Annotated in this window: 18 protein-coding genes; 12 read left to right on the top strand and 6 right to left on the bottom strand. The window is 73.3% G+C overall.

Going from position 1 to position 17,698, the window contains the following annotated elements; translation table 11 throughout:
* Positions 1-28 precede the first annotated feature (28 nt).
* A complete protein-coding gene (locus AB0881_RS17880) occupies positions 29-613 on the top strand; it encodes a TIGR03086 family metal-binding protein (protein WP_366618017.1) in 585 nt (194 codons plus the stop codon).
* A 28-nt stretch (positions 614-641) separates the two neighbouring features.
* Here AB0881_RS17880 and AB0881_RS17875 read toward each other — a convergent pair whose 3' ends face one another.
* From AB0881_RS17875 to AB0881_RS17865, 3 genes are read right to left on the bottom strand one after another with little or no spacing between them, the layout of a single operon-like run.
* Entirely contained in the window at positions 642-1,487 is an 846-nt protein-coding gene (locus AB0881_RS17875) for an SMI1/KNR4 family protein (RefSeq protein WP_366618016.1), read from the bottom strand.
* Entirely contained in the window at positions 1,484-2,473 is a 990-nt protein-coding gene (locus tag AB0881_RS17870; RefSeq protein WP_366618015.1) for a pyridoxal-phosphate dependent enzyme, read from the bottom strand. Before AB0881_RS17870 ends, AB0881_RS17875 begins: the two co-directional genes overlap by 4 nt.
* 36 nt (positions 2,474-2,509) lie before the next feature.
* Entirely contained in the window at positions 2,510-2,677 is a 168-nt protein-coding gene (locus AB0881_RS17865; RefSeq protein ID WP_366618014.1) for a hypothetical protein, read from the bottom strand.
* Positions 2,678-2,781: 104 nt separating this feature from the next.
* Here AB0881_RS17865 and AB0881_RS17860 point away from each other — a divergent pair, with 104 nt between their 5' ends.
* On the top strand, positions 2,782-3,279 hold the full coding sequence (locus AB0881_RS17860) for a hypothetical protein (protein ID WP_366618013.1): 498 nt from the start codon (positions 2,782-2,784) through the stop codon (positions 3,277-3,279).
* The gene (locus AB0881_RS17855) at positions 3,264-3,470 is read left to right on the top strand and encodes a DUF5988 family protein (protein WP_366618012.1); all 207 of its coding nucleotides are present in this window, start codon (positions 3,264-3,266) and stop codon (positions 3,468-3,470) included. The genes AB0881_RS17860 and AB0881_RS17855 overlap by 16 nt, the downstream gene beginning before the upstream one ends.
* Before the next feature lie 21 nt (positions 3,471-3,491).
* Here AB0881_RS17855 and AB0881_RS17850 read toward each other — a convergent pair whose 3' ends face one another.
* Complete coding sequence (locus AB0881_RS17850; protein ID WP_366618011.1) at positions 3,492-4,820, bottom strand: M20/M25/M40 family metallo-hydrolase; 1,329 nt, start codon at positions 4,818-4,820, stop codon at positions 3,492-3,494.
* A 225-nt stretch (positions 4,821-5,045) separates the two neighbouring features.
* Between AB0881_RS17850 and AB0881_RS17845 the strand changes: the two genes are divergently transcribed.
* The 8 genes from AB0881_RS17845 (at position 5,046) to AB0881_RS17810 (ending at position 14,587) form a co-directional block, all read left to right on the top strand.
* Positions 5,046-6,665 (top strand): ABC transporter substrate-binding protein, encoded by a 1,620-nt coding sequence (locus AB0881_RS17845; protein ID WP_366618010.1) that lies wholly within the window; start codon positions 5,046-5,048, stop codon positions 6,663-6,665.
* Positions 6,666-6,671: 6 nt separating this feature from the next.
* Positions 6,672-7,598, top strand: coding sequence for an ABC transporter permease (locus AB0881_RS17840; RefSeq protein ID WP_366618009.1), 927 nt, complete (start codon positions 6,672-6,674; stop codon positions 7,596-7,598).
* A complete protein-coding gene (locus tag AB0881_RS17835) occupies positions 7,595-8,563 on the top strand; it encodes an ABC transporter permease (RefSeq protein ID WP_366618008.1) in 969 nt (322 codons plus the stop codon). Before AB0881_RS17840 ends, AB0881_RS17835 begins: the two co-directional genes overlap by 4 nt.
* Positions 8,563-9,567, top strand: a complete 1,005-nt coding sequence (locus AB0881_RS17830) for an ABC transporter ATP-binding protein (RefSeq protein ID WP_366618007.1) — start codon at positions 8,563-8,565, stop codon at positions 9,565-9,567. Before AB0881_RS17835 ends, AB0881_RS17830 begins: the two co-directional genes overlap by 1 nt.
* Positions 9,560-10,582 (top strand): dipeptide ABC transporter ATP-binding protein, encoded by a 1,023-nt coding sequence (locus AB0881_RS17825; protein WP_366618006.1) that lies wholly within the window; start codon positions 9,560-9,562, stop codon positions 10,580-10,582. The genes AB0881_RS17830 and AB0881_RS17825 overlap by 8 nt, the downstream gene beginning before the upstream one ends.
* Before the next feature lie 48 nt (positions 10,583-10,630).
* Positions 10,631-11,494, top strand: coding sequence for a fused MFS/spermidine synthase (locus tag AB0881_RS17820; protein WP_366618005.1), 864 nt, complete (start codon positions 10,631-10,633; stop codon positions 11,492-11,494).
* A gap of 19 nt (positions 11,495-11,513) precedes the next feature.
* A complete protein-coding gene (locus AB0881_RS17815; RefSeq protein WP_366618004.1) occupies positions 11,514-12,440 on the top strand; it encodes an RNA polymerase sigma-70 factor in 927 nt (308 codons plus the stop codon).
* Between the two features lie 173 nt (positions 12,441-12,613).
* Positions 12,614-14,587: a SpoIIE family protein phosphatase gene (locus AB0881_RS17810; RefSeq protein ID WP_366618003.1), complete on the top strand. Its 1,974-nt coding sequence runs from the start codon at positions 12,614-12,616 to the stop codon at positions 14,585-14,587.
* A 34-nt stretch (positions 14,588-14,621) separates the two neighbouring features.
* On the opposite strand, the gene AB0881_RS17805 is transcribed toward AB0881_RS17810, so the two are convergent.
* Positions 14,622-15,773 (bottom strand): hypothetical protein, encoded by a 1,152-nt coding sequence (locus AB0881_RS17805; RefSeq protein ID WP_366618002.1) that lies wholly within the window; start codon positions 15,771-15,773, stop codon positions 14,622-14,624.
* 112 nt (positions 15,774-15,885) lie between these two features.
* A complete protein-coding gene (locus AB0881_RS17800) occupies positions 15,886-17,031 on the bottom strand; it encodes an acyl-CoA dehydrogenase family protein (RefSeq protein WP_366618001.1) in 1,146 nt (381 codons plus the stop codon).
* 57 nt (positions 17,032-17,088) lie between these two features.
* Between AB0881_RS17800 and AB0881_RS17795 the strand changes: the two genes are divergently transcribed.
* Positions 17,089-17,697 (top strand): TetR family transcriptional regulator, encoded by a 609-nt coding sequence (locus AB0881_RS17795; RefSeq protein ID WP_366618000.1) that lies wholly within the window; start codon positions 17,089-17,091, stop codon positions 17,695-17,697.
* The last annotated feature ends 1 nt before the right edge of the window (position 17,698 follow it).

The raw sequence follows: 17,698 nt of genomic DNA, 5'->3' as shown, positions 1-17,698 counted from the left end.
CCCGCACCGCCGATGAGGGAGACCCGCATTGAACGCTCCGACCAGCCGCATCGTGCTCGATGAGGCGCACCAGGCGCTCCGGACCGCCGTCGCCGGCGTGCCCGCCGACGCCTGGGCCCGGCCGACGCCGTGCGCCGCCTGGAACGTCACGCAGGTCCTCCAGCACGCGGCCCTGGACCAGCTCGCGTACACCACCGCCCTCACCGGCGCGCCCAAGGGCGAGGAGGACCCGTTCGCCCCGTCCGGGACGCTCCCCGAGGACCCGCGCGAGTGGCTGGAAGAACACCTGGCCGGGGCCGCGGCCGCCTGGGCGGGCGTGCCCGCGGACGCCGAGAGCGCTCCCGTGCCGCTGCCGCCGTTCGCGCTGCCGCCCGCGCTCGGAGCCGGCGCGTGCGCCCTGGACGCCGCCGTCCACGCCTGGGACATCGCCGTCGCCACCGGCCAGGCGTCCCCGCTGACCCCCGACCTGGCCCGCGCGCTGCTCCCCGCCGCCAGGGCGGTCGTGACGGAACCGCTGCGCGAGTACGGCATGTACGCGCCCGCGATCGTTCCGCCGCCCGGCGCCGACGAGACCACCGAACTGCTGAACTTCCTGGGCCGTTCGCCGCGCTAGGCGGCGGGGCCGTTCCCCCTGATTCCGGTCACCCTGTCTCCGGCCAGTGCGCGGTGCCGTGCACCGGCAGGACGCCCTCGACCCGGCAGCCCATGGCGCCGATCGCGGGGAGCAGCTCGTCGCGTACCCGCGCGTCCGCCCCGGGCGGGTACGCGACCCGGATCTGGTGCCCGTAGGCCGTCTCGTACGTCAGCGTCCAAAGGCCGCCCGCCGCCGCGAAGTGGTCCTGCCGGGCGCCGCCCGCGCCCCTGAAGCCGCCGCGGGCGCTGGTCGGCGCCAGGCTCCGGCGCAGGATGCGGAGCCGCTCCTCGTACGGCGGCGCGCCTTCCACCTCCGCCAGCTGCAGGTACACGTGGACGTCCCTGCGGTAGGGGTGGAACCAGGGGCCGTCGACGTCCGCGCCGTCCTCTCCCATCCTCGCCGTCAGGTCCGTGATGAGCCCGGTGAGGACGGCGGCCACGCCCCCTTCGGGGTACTCGAACTCGTCGTCGCGCGTCCAGCGGACGGTCCTCCAGCGTTCGGGGGAGCCGGCGGGCTCGGCCAGCCAGCACAGCGCCCCGCCGACCGAGTCCGATCCCCACACCACCAGCCCGCCGGGCTCGGGATGGACGGGATGCGGGCAGTCCTCGCCATCGTCCTGGAGGAGCAGCCGCAGGTCCTCCAGGCGGCCAGGGTTCTCCTCGACCATCTCCTCCGGGGTGTGGCAGGAGAACTCGTCGCAGAACGCGCCGCGCCCGTACCGCCGGGCGATCTCGGTGAACTCGCGGGGGAGGCGCAGCCCGAGCGCCTCCTCCGCCCGCGTCCAGTCGGCGCCGGTCCCGGCCGGCGCCGCGGGCGGCGGTACGAGCGCCAGCAGCCGCTCGAGGTCCGTCATCGCGCACCGACCCAGCCGCGATAGGCGTCGGCGTCGACGTTGCCGCCGCAGATGACGGTGGCCACGTGCCGGCCGGCGAAGCGCTCGCGGTCCTCCAGGATCGCCGCGATGCCGAGCGCGGCGGACGGTTCGGCGACGAGGCCGGCGCGGTCGAGGAGCAGCCGCATGCCGGCGATGATCGACGCCTCCCGGACCAGGACCGCGTCGTCGGCGACGAGCAGGAGGTCGTCCAGGACGGCCGGGATGGGCACGCGGCCGGCGACGCCGTCGGCGATGGTGGCGGTCGGGCCGGTGGTGACGACCCGCCGCCGGCGCCACGACCAGGTCATCGCCGGCGCGCCCAGCGGCTGCACGCAGATCACCTCGACGCCGGGCGCCAGCGCCTTCATCACATGGCCCACGCCCGTGGCCATCGCCCCGCCGCCCAGGGCGATCAGGACGGCGTCGAACGGCGGCGCGGCGCCCACCGGCCTGCCCACCGGCCTGTCCACCAGTTCCAGGCCGATCGTTGCCGCGCCCTCGCAGGTCTCGATGTCGAGGCTGTCCTCGACCAGCCGGGCGCCGTCGTGCCGGGCGATGGCCGCCGCCCGCTCGCGGGCCGTGTCGAAGTCGCCGTCCACCAGCTCCAGCCGGGCGTCCAGCGCGCGGATGCGGTCGAGCTTGACCGCGGGCGCGGAGCGGGACGCCACTACGGTGACGTCGAGGCCCCGGGCGCGGCCTGACCAGGCGAGGGCCTGGCCCAGGTTGCCCGCGCTGGCGCACACCACGGCCCGCCGGTCACCGCCGGCGAGCCCGCTCGCGATGAGTTCGGCGCCGCGGCCCTTGAAGCTGCGGATTGGGTTCGCCGTTTCCAGCTTGACGCTCACCGCGCACCCGAGCGCGGGCTCCAGCGCCTCGCAGGGATACAGCGGGCCGTCGAGGAAGACCGGGTCGATGACCTGGCGGGCCGCCTTGATCCTGGCCGTGTCGAGACGCGTCTGCCGCACGGCACGACAGCGTAACCCCGTTGGTGATCGCGGGGCTCACGGTTTGCGGCCTACGCCGCAGAACTCGTCGATCTCGGCGACCTCGCCGATCCGGGACGCGGGCGGGTGGCAGAGCGGGCAGGACACGACGCCCGGCGGCAGCCTGCGCGACGGATTGCCCGCACCGGGCCAGATCCGGCTCCGCGGCGCCCCCGCGTGTGACATTTCAACCTCTGTGGACGCTGTCATGAGAAGTACGACAGGGAGGTTGCTGGGGCATGTCGCAGGGAATCGGCGGTTATCGCGTAGTGGCCCGTAACGAGAGGCCGTTGCCCGATCTCTTCGTACTGCGGCAGTTCCTGCCGGCGGTGACCGGTACCCGGCCCCGGGACGACGGCTGGCAGGTCTGCGAGCTGGACCCGGCCGCCGACATCGCCGACAGCGTGTCCCTGCTGGTCGACCTCGCCGCCGCGACGCACGCGCCCGCGCTGCTGGCCTCGGTCCTGGACGGCGGCCATGCCGCGGTCGAGGGCTTCAGCGGAGCGAGCGGCTACTGGAGGGCCCTGCTGCCGGGAGGCTCCGGCGCGGGCCCGCTGCCCGCGGCGGAGACCGCGCGGCACCTGGTGGAATGGGCCGCCGACGCGCACCGCACGGTCGCCGCGGAGCCGATCACCGAGCTGCTGAGCGCCCCGGAGCCCCGGCGGGCGGACGGCGCGTTCGAGGAGCTGCTGTCGCTGCTCGGCCTGCCGGGTACGGCAGATACCACCTCGGGGGCATTGGACGGCCGCCCCGGCTGTGTGACGATCCGGGCATGGACACTCGGCTGAAGGCCTTCCTCGAAGGCGGACCGGCGGACCTGCCCGAGCGGATCGTGGGGATCACGCCGCCCGGTGTCGAGGTCAAGCTGCCGTTCCGCGGCGGGTACGAGCACTTCAGGGCGACGCCGCGGCACCACGACACCCCGGAGGGCCGGCTCCCGGTCTTCGCCTGGTCGGGCCGGACCTCCATCGCGGAGTAGGCCGCCGCCGGAGGCGTTCCGTCAGCGGGTGTCGAGGAAGCGGTCGAGGACGCGGGTGCCGAAGCGCAGGCCCTCGACCGGGACGCGCTCGTCGACGCCGTGGAACATGCCGAAGTAGTCCAGGTCCGGGGTCAGCATCAGCGGCGCGAAGCCGAAGCTGGTGATGCCGATGTTGTTGAACGACTTGGCGTCGGTTCCGCCGCCCATCACGTACGGGACGGGGCGCGCGGCCGGGTCCTCGGCGAGCAGGGCGCCGGCGAGGGCGGCGAACGTCGGGCCGGCCGGGTCGGCGGCGGGGGCCTCCTCGTGGTTGATGAACTCGCGGGTGATCCTCGGGCCGAGCAGCCGGTCGACCGTCGCCAGGAACTCCTCGCCGGTGCCGGGCAGGTAGCGGCCGTCGACCTGGGCGTGCGCGGTGCCCGGGACGACGTTCACCTTGTAGCCGGCGTCGAGCCGGGTCGGGTTGGCGGAGTTGCGGATCGTGGACTCGAACAGCCGGCCGGGCGCGCCCAGCCGGCGGGCCTCCTCGTCCAGCCGGTCGTGGTCGATGGTGGTGCCGAGGGCGGCGGCGAGCCCGTCCAGGAGCGCGCGGACGCCCGGGGTGAGCCGTACCGGCCACTCGTACGCGGCGAGCCGGGAGACGGCGTGCGCGAGCTCGGCGACCGCGTTGTCGGGGGCGGGCTTGGAGCCGTGGCCCGCGGTGCCGCGCGCGGTGAGCCGCATCCACATCGTGCCGCGCTCGCCGGTCGCGATGGGGTAGATCCGCCGGCCGGGGCCCGCGGGGACGCTGAAGCCGCCGGACTCGCTGATCGCCTCCGTGCAGCCGGTGAAGAGGTCGCGGTGCTCGCGCGCCACGTACCGGGAGCCGAACTCGCCGGTGCACTCCTCGTCGGCCAGGAACGCCAGGACGAGGTCGCCGCGCGTGCGGCGGCCCTCGCGCAGCCGCTGCCGGACGACGGCGAGCGTCATGGCGAGGCTGCCCTTCATGTCGACCGCGCCGCGGCCCCACACGCAGCCGTCGCGGACCTCGCCGGAGAACGGGTGCACGGCCCAGTCCGCGGGGTCGGCCGGGACGACGTCGAGGTGGCCGTGCACGAGGAACGCGGGGTGGGACGGGTCGGTGCCCGCGATCCGCACCAGCACGCTGGCCCGGCCGGGCGCCGACTCCACGATCGCGGGCTCGGCGCCGGCGTCGGAGAGGAGCGCCGCGACGTACTCGGCGGCGGGCCGCTCGGGGTCGGCGTCGCCCTCGCCGCGGTTGACGGTCGCGAAGCGGATGAGGTCGGCGCACAGCTCCGCCACCTCGCCGGCCGCGGTCGGCCCGCGGTCGAGCAGCTGCGGTTCGGTCAACGGTCTTTTCCCCTCCGTCGATTGATTATTGAAGGATTCTTGCAATTCCCAGTATGGCCTGACCAGGCATGACGGCCATGATCATTGCGGGATGGTCTCGATCCGATGAAGAATCGCCAGTCGGCGTACCCAAACGCCGCCAACGGTACAACGCTGCCTGCAACGCGCCGGGACGCCTCGCCCGGCGCCCGGCCGAGTCGGTCTGAGCCGACCTGGAGGAGGACCATGACCATCCTGAGGGGTGCGCGCCGGAGCGCCGCGGCGCTGACCGCGCTGGCGCTCGCGGCGTCGGTCGGGGTGACGGCCTGCGGCGGCGGTGGCGGCGGATCGGGCGACGGGACGTTCACCGTCGGGCACAGCGAGCCCGACCACCTGGTGCCCGGCAACACCACCAGCAGCTACTCGTTCGACGTCCTGAGCGGGCTGTTCGAGAACCTGATGGGGCTGAGCAAGGACGGCAAGCCCGTCCCGCTGGCCGCCGAGTCGGTGAAGTCCGACGACCAGAAGGTCTGGACGGTCAAGATCCGGGCGGGCCAGAAGTTCCACAACGGCGAGCCGGTCACCGCCGCCAGCTTCGCCGACGCCTGGAGCAACGCCGCGTACGGCCCCAACGCGTACGAGGCCAACGACTACTTCTCGCACATCAAGGGGTACGACGAGCTCAACCCCGAGGACGAGAAGGCCAAGCCGAAGACGGACAAGCTGTCCGGGCTGAAGGTCGTGGACGACACCACGCTCGAGGTCACGCTGAACGAGCCGTTCAACCAGTTCCCGCAGCTGCTCACCTACCCGGCGTTCGCTCCCATGCCGAAGGCGGCCTACAAGGACCTCAAGGCGTACGAGGACGCGCCGATCGGGAACGGGCCGTACCGGATCAGCGGCAAGTGGGAGCGGAACAAGCAGATCAAGCTGGTGCCGTTCAGCGGCTACACCGGCACCCGCAAGCCGAAGAACAAGGGCGTGGTCTGGAAGAGCTACGCCAGCGCCGACACCATCTACACCGACCTGCGCGCCGGCCGGGTCGACGTGCAGCAGACGATCCCCGCCGCCAAGGTGCCGGAGGCCAAGCGGCTGCTGGGCGACCGGTTCCTGCCGCGCAAGATGGGGACGATCGACTACCTGGGCTTCCCGATGTGGGACAAGCGGTTCGCCAGCGCGGACCTGCGCAGGGCCTTCTCCATGGCGATCGACCGCAACGGCATCAACAAGGCCGTCTACAACGGCGACTACATCGTGGCCGACTCGCTGCTCCCCGCCATCATCGCCGGGCACCGCCCGAACACGTGCGGCCAGGCGTGCACGTACAACCCCGCCGAGGCGAAGCGGCTGTTCGACAAGGCGGGCGGCTTCAAGGGGACGCTGGAGCTGTACTTCTCCAACGCGCAGCCGACCTACGCGCAGTGGATGACGATCGTCGCGAACTCACTGAAGCAGAACCTCGGCATCGCCGACATCCAGTTCCGCACCGTCCCGGCCGCCGACTACTTCGGGATGCTGTCGCGCCGCGAGGAGAAGGGCCCGTACCGGCAGAACTGGGAGGCCGACTACCCCAGCGCCCAGAACTACCTGCAGAACATGTGGGGCAGCGAGGGCAACAAGATGGGGTGGGAGACCGCCAAGGAGAACAAGGAGTTCGACGCGCTCATCGCCAAGGGCAACGCGGCCCGGGACGAGCAGGAGGCCATCAAGTTCTACAACCAGGCCGAGGACCTGGCCATCCGTGAGATGCCGCAGATCCCGCTGTGGACCTGGGCGGGCCAGGGCGGCCGCTCCGACAAGGTCGACAACGTGACCATCACGCCGTACGCGGGCGGCCTGCTGGTCCACGAAGTGACGGTGAAGTAAGCACCCATGTGGCGCTACGTCCTCCGGCGGCTCCTGCAGGCGGTCCCCGTCTTCATCGGCACCACGCTGCTCATCTACGCGATGGTGTTCGCCCTGCCGGGCGATCCGATCCAGGCGCTCGCCGGGGACAAGCCGATCCCCGAGTCCGTGGCGAAGACCCTGCGGGACCGCTACAACCTCGACGACCCGCTGCTGATCCAGTACGGGAAGTACATGCTGGGGCTGCTCCAGGGCGACCTCGGGGAGAACTACACCGGCCAGAAGGTCTCGGAGATGCTCGCCGGGCGGTGGCCCGTGACGATCCAGCTCGCGGTCACCGCCTGGATCTTCGAGCTGCTGGTCGGGATCGTGCTCGGCGTGTGGGCGGGGCTGCGCCGCGGGAGGCTCGCCGACACGCTCGTGCTCGGCGGCACCACGCTGATGATCGCCGTCCCGGTGTTCGTGCTCGGCTACACCGCGCAGATCGTCCTCGGCGTGCAGTGGCAGATCTTCCCGACCGCCGGCACCGACGACGGCTGGCCGCTCAGCTACCTGCTGCCCGGCATGGTGCTGGGGTCGCTCGGGCTGTCGTACGTGGCGCGGCTGACCCGCACCAGCCTGGCCGAGAACCTGCGCGCCGACTACGTCCGCACCGCCCGCGCCAAGGGCCTGTCCAAGGCGCGGGTGGTCGGCCGGCACACGCTGCGCAACTCGCTGATCCCCGTGGTGACCTACCTCGGCGTCGACTTCGGCGCGCTGATGGGCGGCGCCATCGTCACCGAGGGGATCTTCAACCTGCCCGGCATCGGCCAGCAGGTGTTCCAGTCCATCCAGCTCAAGGAGGGGCCGGTGGTGGTCGGCGCGGTGACCGTGCTGGTGCTGATCTTCCTGCTGGTCAATCTGATCGTGGACCTCCTCTACGGGGTGCTCGACCCCAGGATCCGGTACGAATGAAGATCGACGACGCGGACGTCCCGGAGCCGCTCGACGTCCCCGGCGGGGCCCCCGCACCCGCGAACGGCGCCGCCGCGGCGGCCGTGGCCGAGGCCGGCGGCGACCTCGCCGTCGGCCGCCCGGCCTCGCTGTGGCACGACGCCTGGCACGACCTGCGGCGCCGCTGGGTGTTCTGGTGGGCGGCGGCGGTGCTGGCGCTGGTCGCGGTGATGGCGGCGGTGCCCGGCCTGTTCACCGGCATCGGCAAGAACGAGAACTGCGACCCGAACCTGACCCGGCTCCCGCCGGGCGGCGGGCACCCGTTCGGCACCGACCTGTCCGGCTGCGACTACTTCGCGCACGTCGTGCACGGCGCCCGCCCGACGCTGCTGATCGGCGTCGCGGTGACGCTGTTCGCGGCGCTGATCGCGGTGGTGTTCGGGATGCTGGCGGGCTACTACGGCGGGCTGCTGGACACGCTCGTCGCCCGGATCACCGACGTGTTCTTCGGGCTGCCGTTCGTGCTCGGCGCCACCGTCATCCTGGTCGCGTTCCCCGGGCACGGCGTCGGCGCGATGACGCTGGTGCTGGTGCTGCTCGGCTGGACCACGATGATCCGGATCATGCGCGCCCAGGTCATCTCGGTGCGCGGCGCCGACTACGTGCAGGCCGCCCGGCTGCTGGGCGCCTCGGACGCGCGGATCATGTTCCGGCACATCCTGCCGAACGCGATCGCCCCGGTGATCGTGGTGGCCACGCTGAACGTCGGCAACGTGATCTCCGGCGAGGCCACGCTGGACTTCCTCGGCGTCGGGCTCCAGTACCCCGAGGTCTCCTGGGGCCTCCAGCTCAACCAGGCGCAGTCCTACTTCGTCGACCACCCGCACCTGCTGCTGTTCCCCGCGGTGTTCCTGTCGGCGACCGTGCTGAGCTTCCTGATGCTCGGCGACGCCGTCCGCGACGCCCTCGACCCGAAACTCCGGTGATGGCCCCGGTGACGACACAGAAGAACGCCCCGCTGCTGGAAGTGGAGGACCTGAGCGTCGCGTTCCGCGTGCGGGGCTCGGACGTGCGGGCGGTGAACGGGCTCTCGTACACCCTCGCCGAGGGCGAGACGCTCGCGATCCTCGGCGAGTCGGGATCGGGCAAGAGCGTCGCCGCGCAGGCGGTGATGGGCATCCTGGACAGCCCGCCGGCCCGGATCACCGGCGGCGCGGTGCGGCTGCGCGGCGAGGAGCTGCTCGGCCTGCCCGAGAGGCGCCGCCGCGAGTACCGCGGCGACCGGATCTCGATGATCTTCCAGGACGCGCTGACCGCGCTCAACCCGGTCTACACCGTCGGCGACCAGATCTCCGAGATGTACCAGGTGCACCGCGGGATGCGCCGCAAGGAGGCGAAGGCGAAGGCCGTCGAGCTGATGGAGCGGGTCCGGATCCCGTCGGCCCGGCAGCGGCTCGGCGACCACCCGCACCTGTTCTCCGGCGGCATGCGCCAGCGCATCATGATCGCGATGGCGCTGGCGCTGGAGCCCGACGTGCTCATCGCGGACGAGCCCACCACCGCGCTCGACGTGACCGTCCAGGCGCAGATCATGCGGCTGCTGGCCGACCTGCAGGCCGAGTCCGGGATGGGGCTGATCCTCATCACCCACGACCTCGGGGTGGTGGCCGGGGTCGCGGACCGGATCGTGGTGATGTACGCGGGCTCGGTCGCCGAGACGGCCCCCGCCGGGGAGCTGTACGCGCGGCCCGCCCACCCGTACACCGCGGGCCTGCTGGCCTCGGTGCCGCGGCTGGACCGCAGCGGCGACCGGCTCGTCCCGATCAAGGGGACGCCGCCCAACCCGGCCGCGCTGCCGTCCGGCTGCCCGTTCCGGACCAGGTGCCCGCGCGCCGAGGCCGTCTGCGCCGAGGAGCGGCCCCCGCTCGCCGAGGTCGCGCCGGGCCACGCGGCCGCCTGCCACTTCGCCGAGGAGGTCCACCGTGGTTGACGGGCAGGCGGCCGGAGAGCCGATCCTCCAGGTGGAGGGGCTGGTCAAGCACTACCCGGTCGCCCAGGGCGTGGTGTTCAAGCGCGAGGTGGGCCGGATCAAGGCCGTGGACGGCGTCGACCTGGAGCTGCGCCGCGGCGAGACGCTCGGCGTCGTGGGGGAGTCCGGGTGCGGCAAGTCCACCCTCGCCCGGCTGCTGATGGCCGCCGAGCGCCCCACCGCGGGGACCGTGCGGTTCGACGGCCGCGACGTGTTCGCGCTGCCGCGGCGCGAGCTGCGCGCGCTGCGCCGCCGGGTCCAGATGGTGCTGCAGGACCCGTACTCCTCGCTCAACCCCCGGATGACCGTCGGCGACATCGTCGGCGAGCCGTTCGCGATCCACCCGGAGGTCGCGCCGAAGGGGGAGCGGCGCGCGCGCGTGCAGGAGCTGCTGGAGCTGGTCGGGCTCGATCCCGACCACGTCAGCCGGTACCCGCACCAGTTCTCCGGCGGCCAGCGGCAGCGCGTCGGCATCGCCCGCGCGCTGGCGCTGCGGCCCGAGGTGATCGTGTGCGACGAGCCGGTGTCCGCGCTCGACGTGTCCGTCCAGGCGCAGGTCATGAACCTGCTGGAGGAGCTCCAGGACGAGCTGGGCCTGGCGTACGTCTTCATCGCGCACGACCTGGCCGCCGTCCGGCACATCTCCGACCGGATCGCGGTCATGTACCTCGGCAAGGTCGTGGAGACCGGCGACGAGACCCGGATCTACGAGCATCCGACGCACCCGTACACCCAGGCGCTGCTCTCGGCGGTGCCCGTGCCGGACCCGGAGCGGGCGGGCCTGGACGGGCAGATCGTGCTGGAGGGCGAGCCGCCGTCGCCGCTGGACCCGCCGTCCGGCTGCCGCTTCCGCACCCGCTGCTGGAAGGCCCGGGACGTGTGCGCGGAGGAGGAGCCGGCCCTGGCGGCGCGGGACGGGTCCGCCCACCCGAGCGCCTGCCACTTCGCGGCCGAGCGGGTCCCGCAGGCCGACTGATCCGTACCGTTCGCCCTGGGTTCCCGCCGGGTTCCCTAGAGTTGGGGCATGGCGCGCAAGTCGAGGCAGTCACGGCCGGGACCGGACCGGCACGCGGTGGCGAGCGGCGAGGCCGAGCTGCTGCGCGACGCCGACCGCGACGGCGGCTGGGTGCTCATGGTGGGCGGTGTCCCGCAGTCGTACGTGGACCTCGCCGACCCGACGTACCTCGACTTCGAGTACATCCGGCTGATGGGCGACGTGGTGGACTGCATGGCCCCGCCCGGCACCGCCCTCGACGCCGCCCACATCGGCGGCGCCGGCTGCACGCTGCCGCGCTACGTCGCGGCGACCCGGCCCGGCTCGCGGCAGGTGGTGTTCGAGCCGGACGGCGAGCTGGTCCGGCTCGTCCGCGAGCGGCTGCCGGTCAAGAACGTCCCCGGGCTCAAGATCCGGATCACCGACGGCCGGGCCGGCACCGCCGCGCTGGCCGACGCCGCCGACGACCTGCTGGTGATGGACGCGTTCGCCGAGGCGTCGATGCCGGCCGAGCTGGCCACCCGCGAGTTCGCGCTGGAGGCGGCGCGGGTGCTGCGCCCCGGCGGCGTCTACCTGATGAACGTGGCCGACGGCTTCCGGCTGGCGTACGCGCGGCGGGTGGTCGCGACCGTCCGCTCGGTGTTCCGGCACACGCTGCTGCTCGGCGAGCCGGGCGTGCTGCGCGGGCGGCGGTTTGGCAACCTCATCGTGGCCGCGTCCGGCGAGGCGCTGCCGGTGGGCGAGCTGACCCGGCGCGCGGCGGGCGGCATCGTCCGCACGCGGCTGATGTCGGGGGACGAGCTGGGCGGATTCTGCGGCGGCGCCGCGCCGCTGCGCGACGGCGAGGAGTTCGAGGCGCCGGTCCCGCCTCCGCAGGTCTTCGGACGGTCGTGAACCGTGGTTCGATGAGGCCATGGAAGTCGGCAGTGCCGTGGGTCAGGGGGCCATGCGCGCCGCCGAGGCCGACGCGTTCGAGGAGCACCGGCCGAGGCTGACCGCGATCGCGTACCGGATGCTCGGCGAGGTGCAGGAGGCCGAGGACGCCGTGCAGGACGCCTTCCTGCGCTGGGAGCGCGCCGACCGCGCGGCGATCGAGGCCCCGGGGCCGTGGCTGGCCAAGGCCGTCACCAACCTGTGCCTGACCCGGCTGGCCTCGGCGCGGGCCCGGCGCGAGTCGTACCCGGGGACCTGGCTCCCCGAGCCCGTGTCGGCCGGCGCCGCCGCGCTCGGGCCGCTGGAGACCGTGCAGCAGCGCGAGTCGGTGTCGCTGGCGCTGCTGACGCTGATGGAGTCGCTCACCCCCGCCGAGCGGGCCGTGTTCGTGCTGCGCGAGGCGTTCGGCTACCCGCACCGCGAGATCGCGGGCGTGCTGGAGATCGGCGAGGCCGCCAGCCGCCAGCTGCACCGCCGCGCCCGGCGGCGCCTCGGCACCGCCGAGCGCCGCTTCGAGCCCGGAACCGAGCGCTGGCGGAACCTGGTCGAGCGCTTCCTGGACGCCGCCACGCGCGGCGACGTGGCGGCCCTGGAGGAGCTGCTGGCCGCCGATGTCACCGCCTGGGCGGACGGCGGCGGCAAGGCGACCGCGGCGCGCCGCCCGGTCACCGGCCGCGAGCGGGTGCTGCGGTTCGTGCTCGGCCTGGCGCGCGACATCGCCGACTACGAGATCGCGATCGAGGACGTGAACGGGAGCCCCGCCCTGGTCTTCTGGCGGGACGGCGCGCTGTACTCGGTGTTCGCTCCGGACGTCGCGGACGGCCGCGTCACCGCGCTGCACATCGTCCGCAACCCCGACAAGCTCGCCCGCGCCGGCCGCGTACTGCGGCGCCCGTCCGCGCGGTGATCGTCAACGATTGGCCATAACCGCTCCGAATATGGCTTGGAACGGTGCATTAGGGGCCCGGTGCTGGGCAAACGCCGAGCGGGATGCTCATACTTTGCCGATCTGTCTCGAAGACACGCGCAATGTCCCATAATTGAGCGATGCAGTCGTCCACCCGAATTCTCATTCTCGGCATGGATGCGTCGGGCAAAATCCTGCAGTTCGACCGCAACGCCGCGGCCGTGCTGGCCGAGAATCCCGAGGACCTGCTGGGCGCGCGCCTGGGCGAGGTGATCAGCGGCGCGCAGGATCCGCTGGACGAGGCCCTGCGGTTCGAGCGCGAGCGCACCACCATGCTCACGGTCGAGACCTGGCAGGGCGCGTCCTACGACGCGGTCGTGACCGTGCACCCGATGAGCGGCAGCACGCCCGACCTGGCGGCGCTGGCGCTCATCCGCGTCCCCGTCCCGCTCGCCGACCGGTTCCTGGACCCGGCTGTCATCCGGCGCGCCCTGCTGGAGGACTCGCTGCCGCGGCTGGGCGCCACCCTGGACCTGGAGCTGCTGGCGCGCGGCCTGATGAGCGTCCTGGTCCCGCACTTCTGCAACTCCGGCGGCCTGCTCATGCTGGAGAGCCTCGTCGACGCCGACGAGCCGCCGCCGCAGCCGGAGGACGGCGAGGGCACGCCCGCGCTGCGCCGGATGGCGGTCGCCTCCGACGACGGCGACCAGTCCTGGGACGCCACGTTCCCGACCGGCGAGGTGTTCACCTACCCGCCCGGGACGCCGTACGTGCGGTGCATGGAGACCGGCGCCCCCGTGCTGGTCGGCCTCGGCGGCGAGGGCGCCGCCCGGATCGCCGAGAACTGGCGCCGGCCGCCGGTGGCCGACCTGCTCAAGGGCGCCTCGATGCTGATCCTGCCGATCTTCGCCGACGGCGCGATGCTCGGCTTCTTCGTCTGCACCCGCAACGTGGCGCACCGCCCGTTCGACGCCTACGACATCGAGATCGGGATGGAGTTCGCCAGCCGCGCGGCGATCTTCATCGAGAGCGCCCGCCGGTACGGGCGGGAGCGCGCCACCGCGCTCACCCTCCAGCGCGCCATGCTGCCCACCGACCTGTCCGCGCCGTCGTCGGTCGAGGTCCACCACCGCTACCTGCCGGGCAGCCGGCTGATCGAGGTAGGCGGCGACTGGTACGAGTCGATCGCGCTGCCCGGCGGCCGGGTCGCGCTGGTGGTCGGCGACGTCGCCGGGCACGGCGTGCGGGCCGCGGTCACGATGGGACGGCTGCGCACCGCCATCCACACGCTGGCCCAGCTGGAGCTGCCGCCCGCCGAGGCGCTGGAGCGGCTGGACTCGCTGATGCAGACGCTCGGCGAGCGCGAGCCGCACTTCGCGACGTGCGCGTACGTCGTGTACGACGCCGTCAGCGGGCGCTGCGAGGTCGCCAGCGCCGGGCACCTGCCGCCGCTGCTGGCCCCGCCCGACGCCGACGCCGCGTTCCTGGACGTGCCGCCCGCGCCGCCGCTGGGCGTCGGCGACGGCCCGGTCGTCACCCGCGAGTTCACGGTGGAGGACGGAACGCTGCTGTTCCTCTACACCGACGGCCTGGTGGAGAACCGCGCCCGCGACATCGACGACGGCCTCGCCCGGCTGCGCCGCACGTTCGCGCGCGGCGCCGCGGCCCGGCCGCTGGAGGACCTCTGCCAGGCCACCCTGGACGGCGTGTTCGACGACCAGCACCGCGACGACATCGCGATGCTGGTGGCCCGGCTGCGGCGCATCCCGGCCGACGACCACGTCGCCTGGGAGCTGCCCGCGCATCCGGCCGCCGTCCGCCGCGCCCGGGGCCTGATCCGCGCCCGGCTGAAGCAGTGGGGCCTGGCGGAGCTGTCGCCGGCCACCGAGCTGCTGGCGTCCGAGCTGGTGACGAACGCCCTCACGCACGCCGACGGCCGGGTCACCGTGCGGCTGGTGCGCGAGGGCGGGCTGGTGTGCGAGGTGTTCGACTCCTCCGACGGCCGCCCCCGCATCCGCCACGACGAGGGCGACGACCTGGCCGAGACGGGCCGCGGCCTGCACGTGGTCGGCCGGCTGGCCAGGCGCTGGGGCGTGCGCCGCACCGCCGGCGGCAAGGCCGTCTGGTGCGAGCAGGAGCTGCCGTAGCCCTGAGGAGGCGAAGCCGGCCGCGGCGGCGCCCCTAGCGCAGCACCGAGATGTGCACGTGGTCGTAGTGGTTCTGGGTGATGCTGCCGCGGTCGGCCATCGGCCGCCAGCCGCCGCCGCGCACGTTCCAGATGTGCTGCTTCCAGATCACGTAAGAGACGCCCAGCCGGCGGGCGTTGCTGATCGCGTACTGCGCCACCTGGTCGCCGTGCCGCATGGCGCCCGCGCTCGGCATCCGGCCGCCGCCGCTCTCCATGAAGTCGCACGCCCGGCCGAGCCCGTGGTCCTGCGCGTCCGCGCCGCTGCGGAAGCAGCCGATGGTCGGGAACGGCCCGAACATCGAGTCGATCTCCAGGACCAGCGTGCGCATGGTCGCGGTCATCATGTTGCCGGTGATCGGCGACCGCGCCGACCGGACCCCGTCGGGCCGCCCGGTGACGCGGGGCTGCCGGCGCGCCTTGTTCTGCGCGGGGGTGGTGGCCGCGGCGTTCAGCCGGGCGATCTTGGTGCCCTTCGGCAGGATCCGCCGGAGCCTCTTCTGCAGCGCCCCGGCGTTCGCCTTGGGGGCGCTGACGACCAGGGCGTTGCCCTCCGGCATCCCGAGCGCCCGCGCCTTCTTGCGGGACACGACGGCGTCCACGTCGCCGATGCCCATCGCCGCGTACGCGCCCACCCGCACCTGGCCCGGCCGGTCGCTGCGCCCGGCCCGCACCACGCCGCCGAGCGGCAGCGAGCCGTCCTGGCTCATCGTGAACGAGACCGCGAGTCCGCCTGTCGCGACCGTCTGCCACAGCTGGTCGGACTCGGCGGACTGCGCCGGCGCGAACGCGCGGAACGTCGAGGGGTCCACGCCCAGCAGCCCCATCCGGCGGTCGCCGACCTGGGCGCGCGCCGCGTCCACGACGGTCACGCCCGTGACGCCCTTGAGACGCCTCGTGCGCTCCACGGCCGCCGGGGGGATGGTCCCGGTGCCGGCGATGAGGAGATGGGGCGTGTAGCGCTTCGTGAGGGGCGCCACCACCGGCGCCTGGGGCGCCGCGCCCCCGGCGACCGACACCAGCCGCTCCACGCCCTTCGCCTCGCGGCCGTCCAGCCGTCCCGTCGCCACGATCACCACGTCGGTGACCAGCGTGACGGCCACGGCGACACCGATGACCCCCGAAAGCACCCGCCCGCGCGTACGCACCCAGGCCTCCGTCCCGACTCAGCGTGCCCGGTGGAGGCGAGGAGGGGCTCGCCGCCGATCTTTCGCCGAATATTAGACAGGGCGACGAATGAGCGCCACCCGGTCCCGCGACTCAGAGCCCGGCGGAACGGCCGATGATCTCCTTCATGATCTCGTTGGTGCCGGCCCAGATCCGGGTCACCCGGGCGTCCATCCAGGCCCGCGCCACCCGGTACTCGCGCATGTAGCCGTAGCCGCCGAACAGCTGCACGCAGCCGTCGATGATCTCGTTCTGCACCTCGGAGGTCCACCACTTGGCCTTGGAGGCGTCCTCGGTGCTCAGCTCCCGGTCCACGTGCGCGGCCAGGCACTGGTCGACGAACGCCTGCGCCACGTCCAGCTTGGTGATCAGCTCGGCGACCAGGAACTTGCTGTTCTGGAACGACCCGATCGGCTGCCCGAACGCCTTGCGCTCCTTGACGTACTCCAGCGTCTCCTCCAGGACGCCGCGGGCGTGCGCGAGGTTGGCGATCGCGCACGACAGCCGCTCCTGCGGCAGCCGCTCCATCATGTGGATGAAGCCCCGGTCCAGCTCGCCGATGACGTGCGAGTCCGGGACGCGGACGTTCTCGAAGAACAGCTCGGAGGTGTCGGCCTCCGGCTGCCCGACCTTGTCCAGCTTCGTGCCCCGCGAGAACCCGGGCGTGCCCGCCTCGACGCCGAACAGCGTGATGCCCTTGGCGCCCTTCTCCGGGGTGGTCGTCGCGGCGACGATGACCAGGTCGGCGTGCCCGCCGTTGGTGATGAACGTCTTCGACCCGTTGATCACCCAGGAGTCGCCGTCCCGGACCGCCGTGGTCTTCAGCGCCGCCAGGTCGGACCCGCCGCCCGGCTCGGTCATCCCGATCGCGGTGACCAGCTCGCCGGTGCAGAACCCCGGCAGCCACTTCTTCTTGGCCTCCTCGGTGGCCAGCTCCACCAGGTACGGCGCGCAGATGTCGACGTGGATGGCCACGATCGAGTTGTAGGCCGCCGCGACCCGGGCCAGCTCCTCGCCGATGACGGCGTTGAAGCGGAAGTCCCCGGCGTCCTGGCCGCCGTACTCCGCGGGCATCTGCATGCCCAGGAAGCCCTGCCGGCCGGCCTCCAGCCAGACCTCGCGCCTGAGCATCCGCTCAGCCCGGATCTCCTCGTCCAGCGGCACCAGGGTCCGCTCCACGAACTCCCGGACGGACTCCCTGAACAGCTCGTGATCGGGCTCGAAGACAGTACGGCGCACCAGAACCTCCCAGTCGATTGCGCGCCAGTCTACTGAGCGGTCGCTTAGGATCTCCACGTGACCGAAGACATGTGGGCCGCCGTCCCGCCCGGCTCGCCGCGGCGGCTGCTGACGGCCGCCGTCGACGCGTTCGCCGGGGTCGGCTACCACGGCACGTCCACCCGCCATATCGCGGCCGCCGCCGGGATGAGCGCGGGCGCCCTGTACGTCCACTACAGGACCAAGGCGGACCTGCTCTTCCAGATCGCCCTCGCCGTCCACGAGTCCGTCCTGGCGGCCCTCAGGGACGCGCTGGCGGCGGCCGGCGGGGAGGGGCACGCCCCGCGCGTCCGTGCCCTGGTCTACGCCTTCGCCGGCTGGCACGCCCGCCACCACCTGGCCGCCCGGGTGATCCAGAACGAGCTCGGCGCGCTGGAGCCGGAGCACGCCGAGCGGATCGCCGGGCTGCGCCGTACGGTCCGGGCGCTCCTCCGCGACGAGATCCGGGCGGGGGCCGCCGCCGGCGAGTTCGACGTCGCCGACGTCGAGGGCACCGCGCGCGCCCTGGCCTCGCTGGCCATCGACGTCTGCCGCTGGTACCGCCCCGAGGGCCCGCGCACGCCCGAGGAGATCGGCGCGCTGTACGCGCACCTGGCCCTGCGCATGCTCGGTACCGGCAACGGCTAGG

This window comes from Spirillospora sp. NPDC029432, assembly GCF_040703975.1.
In the GTDB taxonomy this organism is placed as follows: Bacteria; Actinomycetota; Actinomycetes; order Streptosporangiales; family Streptosporangiaceae; genus Spirillospora.
This window is presented reverse-complemented; position numbering and strand designations above follow the sequence as displayed.